17 protein-coding genes (1 of these 17 only partly in view) are annotated in these 20,432 nt (G+C 46.1%); 6 read left to right on the top strand and 11 right to left on the bottom strand.

The window, feature by feature from the left end; genetic code table 11:
• Positions 1 to 209, bottom strand: partial view of an HD-GYP domain-containing protein gene (locus tag ABXS70_RS26105; protein ID WP_342553580.1) — the 5' portion only. 910 nt of this gene lie to the left of the window's left edge; only the first 209 of its 1,119 coding nucleotides appear in the window; its start codon is at positions 207 to 209; its stop codon lies beyond the left edge, outside the window.
• 227 nt (positions 210 to 436) lie between these two features.
• Complete coding sequence (gene gyrA, locus ABXS70_RS26110) at positions 437 to 2,995, bottom strand: DNA gyrase subunit A (protein ID WP_342553579.1); 2,559 nt, start codon at positions 2,993 to 2,995, stop codon at positions 437 to 439.
• Positions 2,996 to 3,422: 427 nt separating this feature from the next.
• Between gyrA and ABXS70_RS26115 the strand changes: the two genes are divergently transcribed.
• Complete coding sequence (locus ABXS70_RS26115) at positions 3,423 to 4,367, top strand: YheC/YheD family protein (protein WP_342553578.1); 945 nt, start codon at positions 3,423 to 3,425, stop codon at positions 4,365 to 4,367.
• A gap of 69 nt (positions 4,368 to 4,436) precedes the next feature.
• Here ABXS70_RS26115 and gyrB read toward each other — a convergent pair whose 3' ends face one another.
• The 9 genes from gyrB to ABXS70_RS26160 all read right to left on the bottom strand — a co-directional run bounded on the left by gyrB (position 4,437) and on the right by ABXS70_RS26160 (position 15,557).
• Positions 4,437 to 6,347: a DNA topoisomerase (ATP-hydrolyzing) subunit B gene (gene gyrB, locus ABXS70_RS26120; protein WP_342553577.1), complete on the bottom strand. Its 1,911-nt coding sequence runs from the start codon at positions 6,345 to 6,347 to the stop codon at positions 4,437 to 4,439.
• A gap of 90 nt (positions 6,348 to 6,437) precedes the next feature.
• Positions 6,438 to 6,686 carry an extracellular matrix regulator RemB gene (gene remB, locus ABXS70_RS26125; RefSeq protein ID WP_090923610.1) on the bottom strand — a complete coding sequence of 83 codons (249 nt, stop codon included), beginning with the start codon at positions 6,684 to 6,686 and terminating at the stop codon, positions 6,438 to 6,440.
• A 13-nt stretch (positions 6,687 to 6,699) separates the two neighbouring features.
• Entirely contained in the window at positions 6,700 to 7,812 is a 1,113-nt protein-coding gene (recF, locus tag ABXS70_RS26130) for a DNA replication/repair protein RecF (RefSeq protein ID WP_342553576.1), read from the bottom strand.
• Positions 7,813 to 7,870: 58 nt separating this feature from the next.
• Positions 7,871 to 8,086, bottom strand: a complete 216-nt coding sequence (yaaA, locus tag ABXS70_RS26135; RefSeq protein ID WP_272038174.1) for a S4 domain-containing protein YaaA — start codon at positions 8,084 to 8,086, stop codon at positions 7,871 to 7,873.
• A gap of 18 nt (positions 8,087 to 8,104) precedes the next feature.
• A complete protein-coding gene (dnaN, locus tag ABXS70_RS26140; RefSeq protein ID WP_342553575.1) occupies positions 8,105 to 9,247 on the bottom strand; it encodes a DNA polymerase III subunit beta in 1,143 nt (380 codons plus the stop codon).
• Between the two features lie 233 nt (positions 9,248 to 9,480).
• Positions 9,481 to 10,827 (bottom strand): chromosomal replication initiator protein DnaA, encoded by a 1,347-nt coding sequence (dnaA, locus tag ABXS70_RS26145; RefSeq protein ID WP_342553574.1) that lies wholly within the window; start codon positions 10,825 to 10,827, stop codon positions 9,481 to 9,483.
• A gap of 724 nt (positions 10,828 to 11,551) precedes the next feature.
• Positions 11,552 to 13,099, bottom strand: coding sequence for a gluconokinase (gene gntK / locus ABXS70_RS26150; RefSeq protein WP_342553573.1), 1,548 nt, complete (start codon positions 13,097 to 13,099; stop codon positions 11,552 to 11,554).
• 60 nt (positions 13,100 to 13,159) lie between these two features.
• Positions 13,160 to 14,521 carry a gluconate:H+ symporter gene (locus ABXS70_RS26155; RefSeq protein ID WP_366292027.1) on the bottom strand — a complete coding sequence of 454 codons (1,362 nt, stop codon included), beginning with the start codon at positions 14,519 to 14,521 and terminating at the stop codon, positions 13,160 to 13,162.
• Positions 14,522 to 14,882: 361 nt separating this feature from the next.
• The gene (locus ABXS70_RS26160; protein ID WP_342553571.1) at positions 14,883 to 15,557 is read right to left on the bottom strand and encodes a GntR family transcriptional regulator; all 675 of its coding nucleotides are present in this window, start codon (positions 15,555 to 15,557) and stop codon (positions 14,883 to 14,885) included.
• 707 nt (positions 15,558 to 16,264) lie between these two features.
• Here ABXS70_RS26160 and rpmH point away from each other — a divergent pair.
• The 5 genes from rpmH to mnmE all read left to right on the top strand — a co-directional run bounded on the left by rpmH (position 16,265) and on the right by mnmE (position 20,357).
• Positions 16,265 to 16,399, top strand: a complete 135-nt coding sequence (gene rpmH / locus ABXS70_RS26165) for a 50S ribosomal protein L34 (protein WP_019914530.1) — start codon at positions 16,265 to 16,267, stop codon at positions 16,397 to 16,399.
• Between the two features lie 265 nt (positions 16,400 to 16,664).
• The gene (gene rnpA, locus ABXS70_RS26170; RefSeq protein WP_342553570.1) at positions 16,665 to 17,015 is read left to right on the top strand and encodes a ribonuclease P protein component; all 351 of its coding nucleotides are present in this window, start codon (positions 16,665 to 16,667) and stop codon (positions 17,013 to 17,015) included.
• A 74-nt stretch (positions 17,016 to 17,089) separates the two neighbouring features.
• Entirely contained in the window at positions 17,090 to 17,968 is an 879-nt protein-coding gene (locus ABXS70_RS26175) for a YidC/Oxa1 family membrane protein insertase (protein WP_342553569.1), read from the top strand.
• Positions 17,965 to 18,666, top strand: a complete 702-nt coding sequence (gene jag, locus ABXS70_RS26180) for an RNA-binding cell elongation regulator Jag/EloR (RefSeq protein ID WP_342553568.1) — start codon at positions 17,965 to 17,967, stop codon at positions 18,664 to 18,666. The genes ABXS70_RS26175 and jag overlap by 4 nt, the downstream gene beginning before the upstream one ends.
• Before the next feature lie 314 nt (positions 18,667 to 18,980).
• Positions 18,981 to 20,357, top strand: a complete 1,377-nt coding sequence (gene mnmE / locus ABXS70_RS26185) for a tRNA uridine-5-carboxymethylaminomethyl(34) synthesis GTPase MnmE (RefSeq protein ID WP_342553567.1) — start codon at positions 18,981 to 18,983, stop codon at positions 20,355 to 20,357.
• Positions 20,358 to 20,432: the final 75 nt, after the last annotated feature.

The following is a 20,432-nucleotide window of genomic DNA, read 5'->3' on the forward strand; positions in this document are numbered from 1 at the left end:
GCCCCAGATGCCCCCTTGGAGCTTATACTGCCAACTGCGGTTCTCTCTTGTTCAATATCTACCTGATGAATCATAAATGCCCTGAGCACTTCCATATCTTTGGGTAAAATGATTTTCCCCTTATGAAGCAGCACATTGCCGCGCAAAGTCTGCACATCACTTCCCAATTTCAATCCTGGCTTGACTTCTGACAGGGTGATTAATCCCATATTGATTCCCCTCACTCACCGTTCTTCTTAAGATGATGACAATACAAGACCATAGTCCCGGTTTCTCATGTTATTTCCCATTATATTACTCAGAAAACAGGCTGTACATCTTAGATTTTGAGGCAATTCATCATTTCTTTATAGATATCAAAAAGACTCCCACTAAGGGAGCCTTCTGCATCCTGTTTTCCATCTTCTTAACCATGGGATAAACAACGATGTTTATATTATTCTTCTGAGCCTGAATCTTCATTTTGATCATCCGTTTCAACTTCAGACGCCATACCTTCTTCCAGACTTGACTCTGTACCAGGTAATACGCCGTTTTCGGATGTTTCAACACTATCTTCATCTGGTTCTTCTTCATTTTTATCAATTCGGCTAACGGTAGCCACAGCATCGTCCTCACGAATATGAATCAGTTTCACACCCTGTGTATATCGACCCATGGTAGAGATGCCGTCCATACTCATCCGAATCAATGTACCACTGGACGTGATAATCATGAGATCCTCTTCGGTTTTAACCATTTTGAGACTGACGACTGCACCGTTCTTCTCGGTAACATTGATCGTCTTGATCCCTTTACCACCACGGGTCTGCATCCGATAGTCACTGACCGGTGTACGTTTACCGTACCCTTTGGCCGTAACGATCAGAACATCCAGATCAGCATCTACAACGTCCATACCGATAACTGCATCCTGATCATCAAGTGTGATACCTTTAACCCCGGTAGCGCTGCGTCCCATAGAACGTACATTGCCTTCGGAGAAACGGATGGACATCCCATGAGCTGTACCCATGATAATCTCCTGCTGCCCATCCGTCAGCTTCACATCGATCAGGCTGTCATCATCACGCAGAGAAATACCGATGAGACCGCCCTTACGGATGTTCGTGTAATCCTCAAGCGGCGTCTTCTTCACCACGCCCTGACGTGTTGCAAAGAACAGATACTTGTCGCTCTCGAATTCCTGCACTGGAATTACGGCATTGACGGATTCTCCCTGCTCAATCTGAATCAGATTGATAATCGGTGTTCCACGTGCTGTCCGTCCAAGCTCAGGAATCTCGTAAGCTTTCAACCGGTATACCTTACCTTTATCCGTGAAGAACATCAGGTAATTGTGAGAATTGGTTACAAAAAGATGCTCGACAAAGTCGGTATCCTTCGTGTCCATCCCTACAACGCCGCGTCCTCCGCGTTTCTGGCTGCGGTATGTTGATACAGGAAGACGTTTCACGTAACCCGTATGGGTAATCGTAATGATAACCTCTTCACGTGGAATCAGATCCTCATCCAGAATGCTTTCTTCTCCCACCGTGATCTCGGTCCGGCGATCATCACCAAAACGCTCACGAATTTCCTGCAGCTCCGTACTGATAATCTCAAGTACAAGATGTTCATTAGCCAAAATTTCACGATACTCGCGGATTTTGACCATCAATTCATTGTATTCGTTCTCGATCCGTTCACGCTCCAGACCTGTCAGGCGCTGCAAACGCATATCCAGAATAGCCTGAGCCTGATCATGGCTGAGTGAGAAGCGCTCAATCAAACCTTCTCTAGCTGCATCTGTATTACTGGATGAACGGATTAATGCAATGATCTCATCGATGTGATCCAGAGCAATACGCAGACCTTCCAAAATGTGAGCACGAGCTTCCGCTTTCTTCAGCTCAAACTGAGTACGACGACGAATGACCTCAATCTGATGCTGCAGATAGTGATAGAGCACTTCACGCAGATTCAGAATCTTCGGTTCTTTATTCACAATCGCCAGCATGTTAATACCGAACGTAGACTGCATCGATGTATGCTTGTACAAATTATTCAGCACTACGCCTGGGTTAACATCACGGCGAAGCTCAATTACAATTCGCATACCATTTCGGTCAGATTCATCACGCAGGTCGGTGATACCGTCGATCTTTTTGTCACGAACCAGTTCAGCAATCTTCTCTACGAGCCTTGCCTTGTTCACCTGATACGGAAGTTCTGTAACGACGATACGTGCTTTGTTGTTGTTCTCTTCGATATTCGTTCTGGCACGCATCGTTACCGAGCCGCGTCCAGTCTGGTACGCTTGGCGGATGCCTGAACGGCCCAGAATATATCCGGATGTAGGGAAGTCTGGTCCCTGAATATAATCCATCAGTTCCATGGATGTAATGTCTGGATTTTTGATCATAGCCTGTACGCCGTCAATAACTTCTCCCAAATTATGAGGAGGAATATTGGTAGCCATACCTACGGCAATCCCGCCGACACCATTAACAAGCAAGTTAGGAAAACGAGACGGCAGAACAACCGGTTCATTCTCTTCACCATCGTAGTTCGGTTGGAAATCAATCGTATCCTTGTTGATATCTCTGAGCATTTCCATCGCAATTTTGGACAAACGTGCCTCGGTATAACGCATCGCTGCAGCCATGTCACCATCGACTGAACCGAAGTTACCATGACCATCCACATGCATATAACGCAGGGAGAAGTCTTGAGCCATCCGTACCATCGTCTCGTATACCGCAGAGTCACCATGAGGGTGATACTTACCGATAACTTCGCCGACGATTCTGGCTGATTTTTTATGTGGTTTATCAGGTGTCATGCCAAGCTCCGACATTGCATACAGAATGCGCCGGTGAACCGGCTTCAATCCATCACGCACATCCGGCAGGGCACGGCTCACAATGATGCTCATCGCATAATCCATAAACGATTCGCGCATCTCGACGCCAATATCCCGATCTTTAATCTGCGAGTTCATTTCTTCCGCCATGCTGGACCTCCTTCTTGTCCTTCAACAAACGTTCCCATTCAATCATTTCGAAAAAATTAATATATGTGAAAAGCCTAACAAGGCTAAAACCGCGCAAGAACGCTACTCTTTATTATATTACTTTCACAAAAGTTACACAATTAAACGTCCTCTGGGCAATAGCCTTTCTTCCGGGAACTTAAGCGTATCTGGGGATTCGCCCTGCCTTCCTCTCCAGTTGTACATACAATGCTATAAAAGCGGCATATGTACCTGTCCAATTAAGGCTAGAGCCGTTCCCGCCGGGCAATCAAACTACAGCCTTAACAGCTGGCAGCACAAATCGCCATATTCCTCTATTATACCACTGAAATCGTCTCTTGTCCTTTGATTTTCTACGTGCAGCCTCTCAGAATAAGCGATCAAATCAAGAAAGGACTGATGCATATTGGGTATCCAGCGCGTCTCCAGCAAATGGGCCAAAACAGCTGTTTTACAGCGCAGTCGCCATGTAAATGAATATATACCTGTGACCCGAAAGTACAGCCGGCAAACGCTGGAGCGAATGACCGAGTTATTCCCAGCGAATTATATCAAGCCGGACCGGGGAACGTATGGTAATGGAGTGATGCGGGTAAAAACAAATCGAACCACGCTTGCAGCTCCTCCATCTGAAGATACGCCCACAGATGCACAGAGTGATGAAGGGTCCGAAGGAGCAGCCTCATCCGATTCTGGCAAATCAGAACAAAATCATCCGGTTATGCTCGAAATTACGACCTATCATCTTCAACAAGGAACGGAAGAACGAGTCTTTCATTCGCTCGATGAACTTGAAAACGTATTGAACGAACGCATTGGGAAACGTGACTACATCATTCAACAAGGCATTCCACTGATGAAGCATGAGAACCTACCTTTTGACCTGCGTGTATTAACCCAGAAGAACCTGCAGAACAACTGGGAAACCACAGGTATCGTAGGACGGGTTGCTGCGCCGGGAAAAATTATCACCAATATTCACGGAGGCGGCCGTCTGGCGACATTCGAAGAACTTGTACTCCCGCATTTGAAAAGGGATGAATATAAGAAGCTAAAACATGAACTTTATCGCCTCGGCATTCATACTGCAGTGCAGCTGCAAAGCTCATTTCCAAGACTTAAAGAAATCGGGCTCGATATTGCTCTGGATGAACAAGGACGCCCCTGGATCTTGGAGGTGAATACACTGCCAGGCATCTATGCTTTCGGCCTGCTCCCGGATAAAGATGCCTACCGCAAGATCAAACGTTATGCCATTGCTTATGGGCGCCTGCCCTCCAAAAAAAGAAAATCGAAAAAAACAACTTCGAAAGTGCGTGCTTCTACAGCTAAACGCAGGACTGCCAAGTGATATCCAGCTGCAGACTCCCTAGCCTATAATATAAAAAGGCGCCCTCGCAGGCGCCTCTTCGCAACTCAATTAAATATCGAGGTTTTTCACGTATTTTGCATTTTCCTGAATAAAGTCACGGCGAGGTTCGACGTTATCTCCCATCAGTGTATCAAACATGGCATCTGCCAGCATCGCATCACTGATCGATACCTGCAGCATCGTGCGGCTTTCCGGATCCATAGTTGTTTCCCACAGCTGTCCGGCATTCATCTCGCCAAGACCTTTGTACCTCTGAATATTGAACTTGGCATTCTCACCCAGAGAAGCAATGATCTCGTCACGCTCTTTCTCGGAGCCTGCATAACGGATGACTTTGTTACGCTCAATCTTGAAGAGCGGCGGCTGTGCAATGTACACATAACCTGCTTCAATAATTTTGCGCATGTACCGATACAGGAATGTCAGCAGCAGTGTCCGAATGTGGGCACCATCGACATCGGCATCAGTCATCAGAATAATTTTGTGATAACGTGCTTTGGAAATATCGAAGTCATCGCCGATTCCTGTTCCCATCGCTGTGATGATCGCACGAATCTCGGCATTGCCGAGAATACGGTCAAGGCGTGCCTTTTCTACGTTCAGGATCTTACCCCGAAGCGGCAAAATTGCCTGGAAGTGACGATCACGACCCTGTTTGGCTGAACCGCCGGCAGAGTCCCCTTCGACGATGTATAGTTCACTGATCGAAGCATCCTTGGATGAACAGTCTGCCAGTTTCCCCGGGAGGGAGCTGACTTCAAGCGCACCTTTACGGCGTGTCAGTTCACGGGCTTTACGAGCTGCTTCACGAGCACGGGCAGCCTGAAGGCCTTTTTCCAAAATACGACGAGATACGGAAGGATTCTCTTCCAGGAACTCCTGCAGCTTCTCTGCAAACAAAGATTCCACAATACCGCGTACTTCACTGTTCCCCAGCTTCGTTTTGGTCTGTCCTTCGAATTGCGGTTCTGGAATTTTGACCGAAATAATAGCTGTTAATCCTTCCCGTACATCGTCACCAGACAGGTTGCCGGTACTATCCTTGATTACACCAGCTTTACGGGCATAGTCATTAATAATCCGTGTAAGTGCACTCTTGAAACCGGACTCGTGCGTTCCACCTTCGTGGGTATTAATGTTGTTGGCAAAAGAATAAATATTCTCGGTGTAGTTATCATTGTACTGCAGTGCAACCTCCACCTGAATATTATCCCTTGAACCTTCAACGTAGATCGGATTCTCATGCAGCACTTCACGCTTCTGGTTCAGGAAGGAAACATACTCAATGATCCCGCCTTCGTACATGAAGGAGTTGGTAGCACCTGTACGCTCATCCGTCAGAGTCAGGCCAATGCCCTTGTTCAGGAACGCCAGCTCGCGAACACGTGTCAGCAGTGTCTCGTAATCATATACTTTTGTTTCTGTAAAGATTTCGGGATCGGGATGGAACGTCACGGTTGTCCCTGTCTCATCGGTTGTACCGATCACTTTCAGGTCATACTGCGGAACACCACGGCGGTATTCCTGCTGGTGAATATGACCGTCCCGTTTAACGGTAACCACTACTTTTTCAGAAAGCGCGTTAACTACAGACACACCTACACCGTGCAAACCGCCGGATACCTTGTATCCGCCACCGCCAAATTTACCCCCTGCATGGAGAACAGTCATAACGACTTCCAGAGCTGGACGTTTCATTTTGGCATGTTCGCCAACCGGAATACCGCGTCCATTATCCACAACGGTTACACTGTTGTCTTCATGAATGCTGATCTCAATATGATCACAGTAACCCGCCAGCGCTTCATCGATACTGTTGTCCACTACTTCCCAGACCAGATGATGCAGACCTTTGGCACTGGTGGAACCGATGTACATCCCCGGACGTTTACGTACGGCTTCCAGTCCTTCAAGGACCTGAATTTCATTCGCATCATATGACGGTTGATTCATAGACATGCCTTTCACCTACTTCTATAGATTCAATATCTTGAATATGCGTTAACTTAAGAATATGAGCAGACATCGAAGTTCTCTCTTGACGTTCCGCTACAAATCAGGGAAATGGTGAGCCCGCTTCTTCAGCGTGGCCGAGGAAATGGGTGAATAATACACGATGTTTTTCGTCACCACGATGGACTTTGCTTCCTCTTCACCGATATGTTCGACTGTTTTTTCCTGTTCTGCATGTGTAACATACTGCTTGGATATTTTAGAGGATTTTTCAATCGATATATCAAAAATAGCAACTAACTCGGAAGAACGGATGATCTTCTCACCGCCCAGATGAATGTACATAAGCCCTCACTCCTTAGCGTTCCACCTGTCCGGCATGAACGTGATAGATACTGGCGTCTTTAAGCTTGTCAACGTTCAGGCTCTCAATTCCCGTAGCGGTAATAAAGGTTTGTACCTTGCTTTGGAATGTTTCAATCAGCTGGGTCTGACGAAAAGGGTCAAGTTCGGATAATACGTCATCCAGCAGCAGCACCGGATATTCTCCGATCTCTTCATGAATCAGTTCGATCTCCGCAAGCTTAAGAGACAACGCCGTTGTGCGCTGCTGCCCCTGAGAGCCATACGTTTGTACTTCCCGTTCGTTAATGAAAAAGGACAGGTCATCCCGATGCGGCCCACTCAGCGTTGTGCCTCGGCGAATCTCCTGCTCTTTCATTTGTGATAATTTTATCATAAATTGCTCCATTAAGACAGCTTCATCTTCCTCAGCGGCTTCGCTGAACGAGGGAAGATAGGCCAGGCGCAGGACTTCTCCGCCTCCGGTAATGCCCTGATGGATCGTTTCGGCCCACTTTTGCAGTTTCTTTATGAATTGTTTCCTTTTTTTGACGATTTTAACACCGTGTTCTGCAAGCTGCTCGTTCCAGATCTCCAGCATTGCTTGGGATGAATCTCCTTTTCCCCACAGCTGCTTGAGCAGATTATTCCGCTGCACCAGTACTTTCTGATACTGCTGCAGATGATAAAGATAACCCGGAGCTACCTGTCCGATCTCCATGTCAAGAAACCGGCGGCGAACCCCCGGTGTGCCTTTGACAATCTCCAAATCCTCGGGGGCAAACATCACCACATTGAGCGATCCGACAAAATCACTTAATTTTCGCTGCTCCAGGCCGTTAATCTTGGCTTTTTTGCCCTGCTGCGACAAGGATAGTTCCAGCTTGACCGCTCCGTACTTTTTGTCGACTTCGGCCATAAGCCTTGACCGTTCTTCACCAAAGTGAATCAATTCCTTATCTCGGGAGGTGCGGTGGCTCTTGGTGAGTGCAAGCACAAAAATAGCCTCGGCCAGATTGGTCTTGCCTTGTGCATTTTGTCCAATCAACAGATTGACAGGACCAAATGAATCCAGCTTCAGATGTTCATAATTGCGGAATTGCTGCAGCTCTATGCTGTTTACAAACACGCGGTAACCTCCCTTTTATCCCGTTCGTCAGGAGGCAGCAGGACTGCACCTTGGTTTTCTACTCTGCAACCACTTCAAACGTGCCTTCTCCGTCTACCTCAACGATATCCCCAGGGTATAACTTTCTTCCACGGCGTTCCTCAGACTCTTTATTCACACGTACAAGCCCTTCTTGCAGGATGGCTTTGGCCATACCTCCAGTAGGGATGCAGTCTGCCAGTTTCAAAAATTGGTCAAGCTTAATATATTCCGTACGAATCGATACTTGCTTCATCGTATGATCTTCCTTTCGTTAGTTGGTCGTCCGGTAAGGCAGGATGACGTACAGGCTGTGGCTGTCGTCCAGCGGTTTCAGAATGATCGGGCTCATAACGCCGGTAAAAGCAATCATCAGCTGCTCACTTTCCACCACTTTCAGCACATCCAGCATGTATTTGGAGTTAAACGAGATCTTGAGCGGATCACCTGTAAATTCAGCTGGCTCAATCTCTTCTCTAACTTTACCCAGTTCGGAGGAACTGGAGGATATTTCAATCGTGCCGGAGTCCATCGTCTGCATACGCACAATATTTGTTTTTTCCTCACGCGACAGCAAATAAGCCCGGTCAATCGATTCACTTAATTTTTTAGTGTCCAAAACAAGTTCTGTTTTGTATGACGTCGGAATAATTCTAGAAGTATCCGGATATGTCCCATCCAAAATACGAGAGTAAAACAACACCCGGTCTATTTTGAACAATACCTGATTGTCTGCGACTACGATATCCACAAGTGTATTTTGATCGGGAACAATTTTGCTTAATTCGTTCAGCGTTTTACCAGAGATAACAACGTTGTTGAAACGAATACCCTCTGCATTATCCAGCATTGCCGAACGAGTAGCAAGACGGTGGCGGTCCGTTGCCACAAATTTCAACTCATTATCTGCAAGGCTCCACAGTACACCTGTCAGAATTGGTGTCGTTTCATGAGTGGAAATGGAGAACACCGTTTGTTTAATCATATTTTTCAGTAAATCTCCTGGAATGGAGACCGTTTGATTCTCTTCAATGCTTGGCAGTACCGGAAACTCTTCCGGATCCAGACCAACCAGTTGGATTTCCGTTGCACCTGCGGAGATAAAGGTGTTGAAGTTCTCTTTAACCTCCATGTGCACTTCCTGCGAAGGCAGTTTCTTGATGATCTCCACGAAAAACTTGGCTGGCAGAACAACACTGCCTGGCTGATCGATCTGCACAACACTTTTATCTCCCTCTTCAAGCGGGATAAAGGATTGAATGGAAATATCGGTGTCACTTGCTGTCAACGTCACACCTTGGTGATTCACGTCGAACTTGATACCGCTCAGAATGGGAATCGTCGTACGACTGGAAATGGCTTTGGATACTTGCTGAATGGATTCGTTGAGATAACTTTTCATTATGCTGATTTTCATGATTTCACTCCTAGCGGATTTTTTGGACGTTCACTGGTTTGGATATGGTATTCAAAAGGTGTTTTTAGAAAGGCCGAAGGCTGAGCTTTGCAACGGCTTTTTGGAGAAGATATCTTTAGATCTTTATAGTAATAATAGTAATAGGGGCACTGAATATGTGGATAACTGGGGTTAAACCCATAAAATTAAGCCTATCCACATGTGTACACGTTGTGCATAGGCTTGGGACTTGTTCAGGTTGGATTCTTAATTTTTTCGGTTAAGTTGTTGATAACTTTATAGAGATCCTGATCGTTTTTGATCGCTTGGGAGATTTTTTCATGGGCATGAATGACCGTGGTATGATCTCGTCCTCCAAAAGCATCCCCGATCTTGGGCAGAGAAAAGTCTGTCAGTTCACGAGAGAGATACATGGCAATCTGTCTCGGAAAAGCAACAGCCTTTGTCCGTTTCCGTGCTTTGAAATCTTCAAGCTTCAAGCTGTAGTACTCGCCGACCTTTTGTTGGATGTCTTGAATCGTGATCATTTTGGGACGGCTGGAAGGAATGATATCCTTCAGAGCTTCAGCAGCCAGATGAGAACTTACGTCCTGATTGGTCAGTGAAGAATAAGCAACGACACGAATCAGGGCCCCTTCGAGTTCCCGAATGTTTGTATCGATCTGGTTTGCGATATACATCATCGCTTCATTCGGAATATCCAGGTTCTCCGCACGCGCCTTTTTACGCAAAATCGCGATCCGCGTCTCCAGATCCGGAGGCTGAATATCCGTAATTAATCCCCATTCAAACCGGGAGCGCAGTCGCTCCTCCAGGGTTGGAATTTCCTTTGGTGGTCTATCGCTGGAGATGATGATCTGCTTCCGTTCCTCATGCAGCGCATTAAACGTATGGAAAAATTCCTCTTGTGTTGATTCTTTTCCGGCCAGGAACTGAATATCATCAATTAGCAGAATATCTACGCTCCGGTATTTATTGCGAAAACTTTCCCCGCGATTATCACGAATGGAGTTGATAAATTCGTTCGTGAATTTCTCAGATGACAAATAAACAACCTTGCTGCTCGGATTATGTTCCAAAATGTAATGTCCGATCGCATGCATCAAGTGGGTCTTGCCGAGTCCTACGCCTCCATATAGAAAAAGAGGGTTGTAGGCTTTGGCGGGCGCTTCAGCGACCGCCAGCGATGCGGCATGGGCAAAACGGTTGCCCGGCCCGATGACAAAGGTATCGAACGTATATTTTGGATTCAGCATGCTGAGCACGGCTTCTTCCTGAACGACCGTCGGCGTCGGCGCCGGCAGCTGCGGGTCAGGCTCTACAGGTTTGTTCTCCTCAATGACAAATTTCACATCGACCTGTTTGCCAAGCAGCTCATAGACCGTCGAACCGACCAGTTTGGTGTAACGGCTCTCCAGCCATTCGACGGCAAACGTGGTTGGGGCGGAGATGACGATGGTCTGATCATTCAGCTTGGTTGCCTTGGTTGCTTTGAACCAGGTGTCGAAGCTGGGTTTGCTGAGTTTGTTTTGTATGATTGATAAAATTTGCTGCCATAAATCAGAAGTATGGCTGTCCACAGACTGTCACTCCTTTTACATGTTCCAAGTGTGGCTTAAGCCATGATGCAGTGTCGAAATTCGAGATATATTGCCGGAATTTATCCCCAAACCCCCGCAGTTCAAAAACAAAAAAAGAAGGAACAACGGAAAATTGTTCACAACTTTATCCACAGGCTGTTGATAATATTATGGGTCAGATCACATATTCACATCCAAAAGTAATACAATCATAGCAAAAGAAGCCCCGCATTTCAACGTATGGCGAGATTTTATCCACAAATTCAATAACTTGTGTATAATTTTTAGTCACAACACAATATATTGTTTATAAATTGTTTAATTTTCGACAGCATGACCTAAGGGGGCCAAATATTTTATACACAGGATATCCGTCGAAAGCTGCTAAATTGTGTGCAAAAGTGATCCCGGAATGTGAATAACCTTGCTGTGGATAACAGAAACTGAAATCAAAGTAGATAGGTGGAGAAATGAGCAGATGCAAGGGATGGGTATCTACCTCATGAGGTGCTGCGGTGTAGTAGAGGGAGATTGATTTTACAGGGTGCTGTTCTTGCGAGCTTCATCATAATAGGTTGAGGAATAGGAATGAATAGGTGGCGTGGAAGTGTCAGAGGTGCTTATATAGAAGCAGATGTGTCTTTGTACATACAGTTAGACGGGAAATGTGATCAAAAAGAGGAAGGCCCCGCAGCCGATTTTGGGCTGCGGGGCCTTCCTCTGCTTACAGAAGATGTTTAGACACTTTACGTTGGAAAGCTGCGATATCAGCATATTCCTCTTCCAGTTTGCGTGAAATACGAATGTAGATCGGCAGCAGTTCCTGGTAGAGGGTGGCATGTCCTTTGACTGGTTTATGCCGATGAGTTGTACCTACCATAGAAGAAACAGCATCAAGGGACTTGATTCGTCCTGTGGCATAAAGACCCAGAACTACCGCGCCGAGACAAGAGCTTTCGAAGCTTTCAGGCACAACTACTTCCTGATTAAAGATATCGGACATCATCTGCCGCCATAACGGTGAGCGTGCAAAACCACCCGTAGCTTGAATGGAGGTGGGCTGTCCGATCTGTTCTTCCATTGCGAGCAGAACGGTATAAAGATTGAAAATAACCCCTTCAAGTACTGCACGAATCATGTGTTCCTTCTTGTGGTGAAGGGTCAGGCCAAAAAAGGACCCGCGTGCATCCGGATTCCAGAGAGGAGCACGTTCGCCCGAAAGGTACGGATGGAACAGCAGCCCTTCCGAACCGGGCGGAACACGTTCGGCTATTTTGGTCAATACATCATAGGAGTTGATGCCAAGGCGCTTGGCTGTTTCCACTTCGGAAGCCGCGAACTCATCCCGGACCCAGCGGAAAAGCATGCCGCCGTTATTGACAGGTCCGCCGACGACCCAGAGTTTTTCGGTCAGCGCGTAACAAAACGTTCGTCCTTTCGGGTCTGTTATCGGTCGATCAACCACGGTACGAATAGCTCCGCTGGTACCGATGGTTGCTGCAACAACACCTGGCTGGATGGCGTTAACACCAAGGTTGGACAGCACCCCGTCACTTGCGCCGATCACAAAGGGCGTAGAAGGGGAGAGTGCCATTTTTTCAGCCCATTCGGGATGCATTCCCTCTATTGTATAAGTAGTCGGTACAAGCTTCGACAATTGATTCGGTGTAATGCCTGCAATGTCCAGCGCTTCCTCATCCCAGTCCAGCTTTTCGAGATTGAGCAGCCCAGTGCAGGAAGCAATGGAATGATCGACAACATATTGTCCAAATAGACGGAAGAACAGGTACTCTTTAATCGAAATAAATTTAGCCGTGCGCTGAAACAGTTCAGGTTCGTCATGGCGCATCCACATCAATTTGGTCAGGGGTGACATGGGATGAATGGGGGTGCCTGTTCGCAGGTAGATCCGATGGCCGACACCGTTTTCCTGCAGTTTAGCTGACCAGGGAGCACTTCGATTGTCTGCCCAAGTGATACAGCGCGTAAGCGGATGGCCCTGTTGATCCATGGCAATGACACTGTGCATGGCTGAGCTGCAGGAGACAAAGAGAATCTGGTCAGCGGAAACTCCACTCTGAATCATTACTCCGTATACAGAGCGTACGGCTGCTTGTAAAATCTCTTCGGGGTCTTGTTCTGCAACATCCGGTGCAGGAGTATAGAGCGGATATTCCTGAGTAGATGTGGTGATTACTTCGCCCTGCTCTGTGAATAACACGGATTTGGTACTGGTTGTGCCGATATCGATTCCAATCATATAGTTGGCCATTACATCGATCCTTCTTTCTTTAACACTTTTTTATCATGAGAAAATGATGAGAGCTTTCATTTATACGACTGTACTCAACAGCAAAATAAAAATCAGTCCGACCACAGAAAGTAGTGTTTCCATAACGGTCCACGTCTTGAGGGTCTGTGCCACACTCATATTGAAAAATTCCTTGATCATCCAGAAGCCCGCATCGTTCACATGAGACAGAACAAGTGACCCTGCGCCTGTAGCAAGTACAACCAGCTCAATGTTAGCTCCTGGTGTAAGAGCGAGTACCGGAGCAACGATTCCAGCAGCTGTAGTCATGGCAACCGTAGCTGAACCCGTGGCAACACGAATGAGGGCAGCTACAAGCCAAGCAAACAGAATGACGTTAATGTGTGCATTTGTGGCGAATGCTGCAATGGCATCACCAACCCCGCTGTTAATCAGCACCTGCTTGAAAGCTCCACCGCCACCAATAATGAGAATAATGGTAGCTGTAGGTGCCAAACACTCGCTGGTGAAGCGGGAAATATCATGTTTGGTGAACCCACGGGCAAAGCCGAGTGAAAAGAGGGCAAAGACAACAGAGATCAAGAGCGCAATAATCTCATTGCCGATAAATGCACTAAAGACAGTAAAGCCACTTACTGCATCAGGATCAACAATGTTCGCAATCGAGCCGATCAGCATCAGAATGACTGGCAGCAGAATAGTAAACAGCGTAATACCAAATCCGGGCAAACTGCTGTTTTTCGCAGCCGAGAACTGTTCAGCGAGTTCAGCTGGTGGTTCGGTGTGAATTCTTTTGCCAATAAATTTACCAAATACAGGTCCAGCAATAATTGCAGTAGGGATACCTACAACTAAAGAGTACAGAATTGTTTTCCCCAGATCCGCGTTGAAGGCTTCAATCGCAATCATCGGTGCCGGATGCGGCGGAACAAGTCCATGTACCGTTGATAAACCAGCCAGAATAGGTATTCCAATCTGTAGTAAGGACATGTTGGTTTTACGGGCCACGGTAAAAATAATGGGAATCATGAGGATAACGCCTACTTCGAAGAACACGGGTATACCCACAATAAATCCAACAATCATCATCGCCCAGTGCACTCGCTTCACACCAAACCGGTCTACAAGGGTGGTTGCAATTTGCTCCGCTCCTCCAGATTCAGCCATCATTTTACCAAGCATGGTACCTAGTCCGATGACGATGGCGATCGTGCCTAATGTGCCGCCTAATCCGCTGGTAATAGATGAAATCACATCAGCAGGTTTCATTCCAGCAAGTAAACCAAGCATTAATGCAGATAATAAAAGGGTAATGAACGGGTTCCACTTATATTTGGAGATTAATAGGATCAGGAAGATGATGGTGATCAATGTCCAAACCAGCAGTGAGGTATTATGGGATAATCCGAAAATAGTGCTCATGATGTAATTACTCCTTTTTGATGGATATAAACGCTTACATGTAATAGAAAATTTAAGATTTCCGTACTGCATGCAGCTCTCAGCACGCAGTGTCCTGCTTCAACAATGGTGGTCTGCTTATCAAGACTGTAGACTAACATGAAATAGGAGAAATCAGCTTTAGCTTGCCCCAAAATAAAAGAAATCGCATTTTGTATACTTGTCGACAAGTTGGACGGCAATCATTCACTCTGGATTGATTGCGAGCTGTATGGTCACCAAACTGCTGCTTCAAATTATAAACCTGATGCCGGCTAAGGGCTGCAATTTCAACTCCACTTCACAGGCTGTCAGCAGTGATGTGCTCATTTACATGACTTCTTCAGAGCTCAAAGCTTTCATGCAGCGTCTGACCCGAGTCTTTAAAATAGGTACGTACACCGGCTTGGATCAGAAGCTTATCGCCCGATTGCAGGGCTGCAGCAAGTGAGCGATGCTTATCGATTACAGCGCTTACTTTAGAATCACCTTGAGCGAACACTCTGCGTGTGGTGAGCAGCATAACCGTCATGACTACATATCGAATGCTCTTCCATAGATGCGATATGCGGGAATGTCCTGCTGCCTCGACGATCGTCTCATGAAACGTGAGATCCTGATAGGCGAATTCGACAGCGTCCTGATGTTTCCCCGCAAGCTGCATTTTGTCGATAATATTGCCCAGCTGTGTGATTAACAATGGAGGCACATCAGCCGCCAGCCGCTGCTGCACGAAGCTCTCAATAAGAAAACGGACATCATAGAGTTCTTCGACATCCTTCATATTCAGGCCAAGGATCACAACACCCATCCGTTCAAGGCGAATCAGCCCTTCATTAGACAATGTTCTTAGCGCTTCGCGAACAGGCGAGCGACTGCTGTCGAAATCGGCAGCAATTCGATTTTCGGACAATATTTCTCCAGGCTTGAGTGTCCCGTTAATAATTCTCAGCCTTAACTCGCATGCGATGGCTTCACCGCGAGATGCCCCTTGAAGCCAGGAAGATGGAAACTGCATATGGCTAACGCTCCTAATTAAATATTCCTTACAGTATGATCATAGCATAATGTTTGTCAGCCCAGCACTGCCGCCTATTCATTGCAGTATCAGATCTGTATCAGGATGCGGCTGAAGCTTAAGCGCTGCGCTCAGGTTCAAGTTTACAACTTGATGTTGTGACCAGTTCATCGACGAATCGTGTTCTATTCTTGATACGATTAAGCCCAATAGTTACTTAAGTACACTGTACGAAAATAAAGACAAGGTCCATAAATGCAGTAGGTATACTTGTATACAAGATATTTTTCATCCTACACCTTTCTTAAAATCTTGTAAACCTTCACATTAAAGCGGATACAATGCCCAGCGTTTTTTACTAAACCTAATCTAATATTTTTTATCCACATGTGAATAACTTCAAACAGATATAGAAGAATTACAGTCTGATGCCCGAATGTGGATAACCCGAAATGGATGAATGGAACAAGAGTGAATTGAAAAATTGGGGATAACTTTTTTGTTTTTTTGGGTCGTGTCGGGGAGAAAAGAGCCGTGCTGGATCAGGATTAATGTAGGACGCTGGAAAGCATATGAAAAAGAGGGAGAGTGGCGGAGCTTTACAGTTGACTTTTCCAAATGAACATGATTAAATATATAAAGGTGTTTTCTGTGAAGATGAAAAGGATTCATCACATAAGTATTTCCTTGTAAGGAGGTGCAATACATTGAGACCTACATTCAAACCGAACGTTAGCAAACGTAAAAAAGTTCATGGTTTCCGTAAAAGAATGAGCACGAAAAACGGCCGTAAAGTTTTGGCTGCACGTCGCCTGAAAGGCCGTAAAGTCCTGAGTGCTTAATGCATCTGAAGACCACCGAGGTGGTCTTTTTTTTCTTAAGTCGGGATGATTCAAACTTTTTACTGTGCGATTCATCCCTAGTCAGGCTCTAAAGAAGCTGGTCAGCCAGCCAGTCGTTAGTGTTGATGATGTTTCCCTTTTTCGGAAACTTACCTTATATATATTTGTCAGCCGGGCGGTTTACCGTCGATCAAGAAAGTCTATACTAAATCAGTAATGAGGCCTCCGTCAACTACGTGGATGGGGGACAGCAAGGAGAAGCGCCGTGTATAAAAGATTGCGTCTGCGAAACCGGGCGGATTTTAGCCGCGTATATCGGTATGGAAAATCGTTTGCCAATCATCAATTCGTGGTGTATGGCTGCCGCCGTAAAGATACGGAACAATTCCGGGTGGGCGTATCATGCAGCAAAAAAATCGGAAACGCTGTCGTGCGTAACCGGATGAGACGCATGATCAAGGAAATTGTACGTCATCATGAGCAGGAGATTGTTACGCAGATGGATTTAATTTTCATTGTTCGCAAAGGGGCACTCAACATGTCCTATAAGGAAATGGAAAAAAGTCTGCTGCATGTGCTGCGTAAAGCCTCACTTTTGAAGTCGTGCAAGCGGTAAGCTTCGGTTTATTTGTCCTCCTAATTATGGTATGATTTACGGTGGAATGGAATGGTTAAGAGAGGGGTTATGAAGTGTCGCGATTGAAGACATCTAAGGGGAAGTGGATTCTCCTCATTGCAATCCTTGCAATGGTCACTGTACTCGCCGGGTGTACTCCGCAAGGTGCCGGGGTTACAACGGAAGATCTGAAGAATAGTGATTCTTTTTGGCAGGCCAATGTTGTGTACTGGTTCTCACTGGCGCTCGATACATTTGCCAATTGGTTTAGCGGTGAATATGGACTAGCTGTCCTTGTGATGGTGCTTATTGTCCGGACTTTGATTTTGCCACTAACAATGAAACAGGTCCGCAGCTCCAAAGCAATGCAGGCCATTCAGCCGCAGCTGAAGGAGATTCAAGCCAAGTATAAAGATACACCTGAGAAAGTCCAGCAAGAAACGATGAAGCTGTTTCAGGAGAACAAAGTTAATCCGATGGCGGGTTGTCTGCCGCTTCTGATTCAGATGCCGATTTACATCGCACTTTATAACTCCATTTACGGAAACTCCAGTCTAAGAACCCATGATTTCTTATGGCTTCAGCTTGGAGCACCGGACCACCTGTTTATTTTGCCAGTGCTGGCCGCCATCACAACATTTATCCAAACGTGGATGATGATGCGTATGAATCCTTCACAGCAAATTGGTCCAATGCAGTTCATGCTGTGGGTGTATCCGATTTTGATTTTCGTTATGTCGTATCAGTTCCCATCAGCCCTGCCGCTTTACTGGTTCTACAGTAATATCTACACGATCGTGCAAAACTATTTCCTTTACCGGAATAATGATAAAGTTGTGGCCGAGGTCAACGTGAAGCAGAGCAGCTCTTCCAAAAATGGAGCTAAACGCAAAAACGGTGGCAGAGCAACTGTCTCTGGGAAAGGGTCGAAAGGGGCCAAAAAATCGAAATGACCAAAGTCATTACGTCAGGAAAAACCGTTGAAGATGCTGTAAACCAAGGATTGGCTGAGCTTGGCGTAAGCCGGGACAAGGTCGAGATACAAGTGTTAGAGCAGCCGTCAAAAGGATTCCTGGGTTTGTTCGGGGTGAAGGCTGCCAAAGTTGAAGTAAAGCTGCTGCCAGTACCTGAAGCTGTAATACAGCCGATCAAACCAGCCGCACCTGAAGCCGAGATTGATGCAGTACTTGAGGGTGCAGCAGTCCATAATCCCTATGAAGAAGCGGCTGCATTTTTGAAAGAAGTTGCGGCAGGTATGGGGTTGGATGTAGAAGTGCATATCAAAAAGCAGCGGGATGGCCATCTTTTCAATATTTCCGGAGAAGACCTCGGTATGATTATTGGACGACGTGGACAAACGCTGGATGCTCTTCAATATCTGACCAATATCGTGGCTAACCGCTACTCGGAAAGCTTCGTACGCATCGTACTTGACGCCGAAAATTTCCGTCAGCGCCGGCGGAAAACGCTGGAGGATTTAGCTGAACGATTAGCTGGACAAGCCATCCGCACAGGCAAGGAAGTTGTTCTTGAACCGATGCCGCCGCTTGAACGTAAAGTGATTCATGCCAAGCTGCAAAATCACCCGCAGATTAAGACATTAAGTAAGGGCGAGGAGCCCAATCGGCGTGTGGTTATTACGTTGAAATAACACGCAATTGAAGACGCAATGGCTTCCTGCACGATGCAGAAGCCATTGCTTTTTTCGTACAGAAGCTAAGTTTCTACATTATATTTGTTGTTCCTTAACATTTGACACAAGTCATAATTATAAAAAAACGATGAAAGAATCATCTGTACCTTTAACTAGAGATAATGGATTTCAATGAATAAATGCAGGTTAGGATTAAGCTGAAAATTTTAAATTTAATTTGCTGCTGTCCTATTAGAATTGAATACATGTTGGCATTCGCCAGAACAAAGGCTGGATGACCATTGATTATAGAGAAGTCAGGAGAGATCATAATGATTAGCGATACGATTACCGCGATATCTACAGCGGTCGGTGAAGCCGGCATTGCTGTTATTCGGGTCAGCGGGCCGGATGCAGTAGCAGAGACGGAGAAAATTTTTCGCAGCAAAACACCGTTGAGCCAGGCATCATCCCATACAGTCCATTACGGCCACATTATCGATCCCGTCAGTGGAGAAAAAGTAGAAGAGGTGCTGGTAACGGTGATGCGTGCGCCTCGTTCATTCACCACAGAGGATGTAGTCGAGATTAGTGCACATGGTGGGGTCGTATCCGTTAAACGGGTAATGGACCTGCTGCTGCAGCTCAATATCCGTCTCGCTGAACCGGGTGAATTCACCAAGCGGGCCTTTCTGAATGGGCGAATTGACTTGTCTCAGGCGGAAGGCGTCATGGATCTTATTCGTTCAAAATCGGATCGTGCATTCTCGGTAGCGCTGAAGCAGGTAGAAGGCAAGCTCTCCTCCAAACTGCGTGATCTGAGACATACACTGGTTGAGACGCTGGCTCACATTGAAGTCAATATCGATTACCCCGAACATGATGTGGAATCCTTGACATCCGATTTTATTAAGGAAAAATCCAGCGAAGTTATGACTGAAATCGATAAATTGCTGACGACGGCGGAACAAGGTAAAATCTTACGCGAAGGTATTACAACTGCTATTGTCGGAAGGCCTAATGTCGGTAAATCTTCTCTAATGAATACACTTGCACAAGATAATCGGGCCATTGTCACGGATATTCCGGGCACAACGCGGGATGTTATCGAAGAGTTTATTACCATTAACAATATCCCTTTGAAGCTGCTCGATACTGCAGGTATTCGGGAGACGATGGACGTCGTTGAGAAGATCGGGGTAGAACGTTCGCGCTCTGCTGTGAACGATGCAGATTTAATTCTGATGGTCGTCAATGCGGCTGAGCCGCTCCACCAGGATGAGATCGAATTACTGGAACAAATCCGCGGTAGACAATCAATTATCATTATGAATAAAATGGACTTAACGCCTCAGATTGACCGAGACATCCTGCTTCGTTATGTTCCTGAGGAGCGGCTTGTTCCGATGTCAGTAAAGGATGATCAGGGTGTTGATCGATTGGAAGAAGCCATCTCAACACTGTTCTTCAGTGGAAAGTTGGAATCTGCAGATTTGACATATGTCAGCAATGTTCGTCATATAGCCCTGCTGAAGAAGGCGAAGCAATCACTGATCGATGCGTATGAAGCAGCCGATCAGTTTGTTCCGATTGATATGATTCAGATTGATGTTCGGTTGGCATGGGAGCAGCTGGGAGAGATTGTGGGAGATACAGCTCATGATGCTTTAATTGATCAAATTTTCTCCCAGTTCTGTCTAGGAAAGTAAATCATATACCGTACAATCATGGGATTTGTCGTGTATGATGGAAAGGTACAATTTCTGCCCGTTGTCAAAGGATGG

The organism is Paenibacillus sp. AN1007 (assembly GCF_040702995.1).
Classification (GTDB): domain Bacteria; phylum Bacillota; class Bacilli; order Paenibacillales; family Paenibacillaceae; genus Paenibacillus.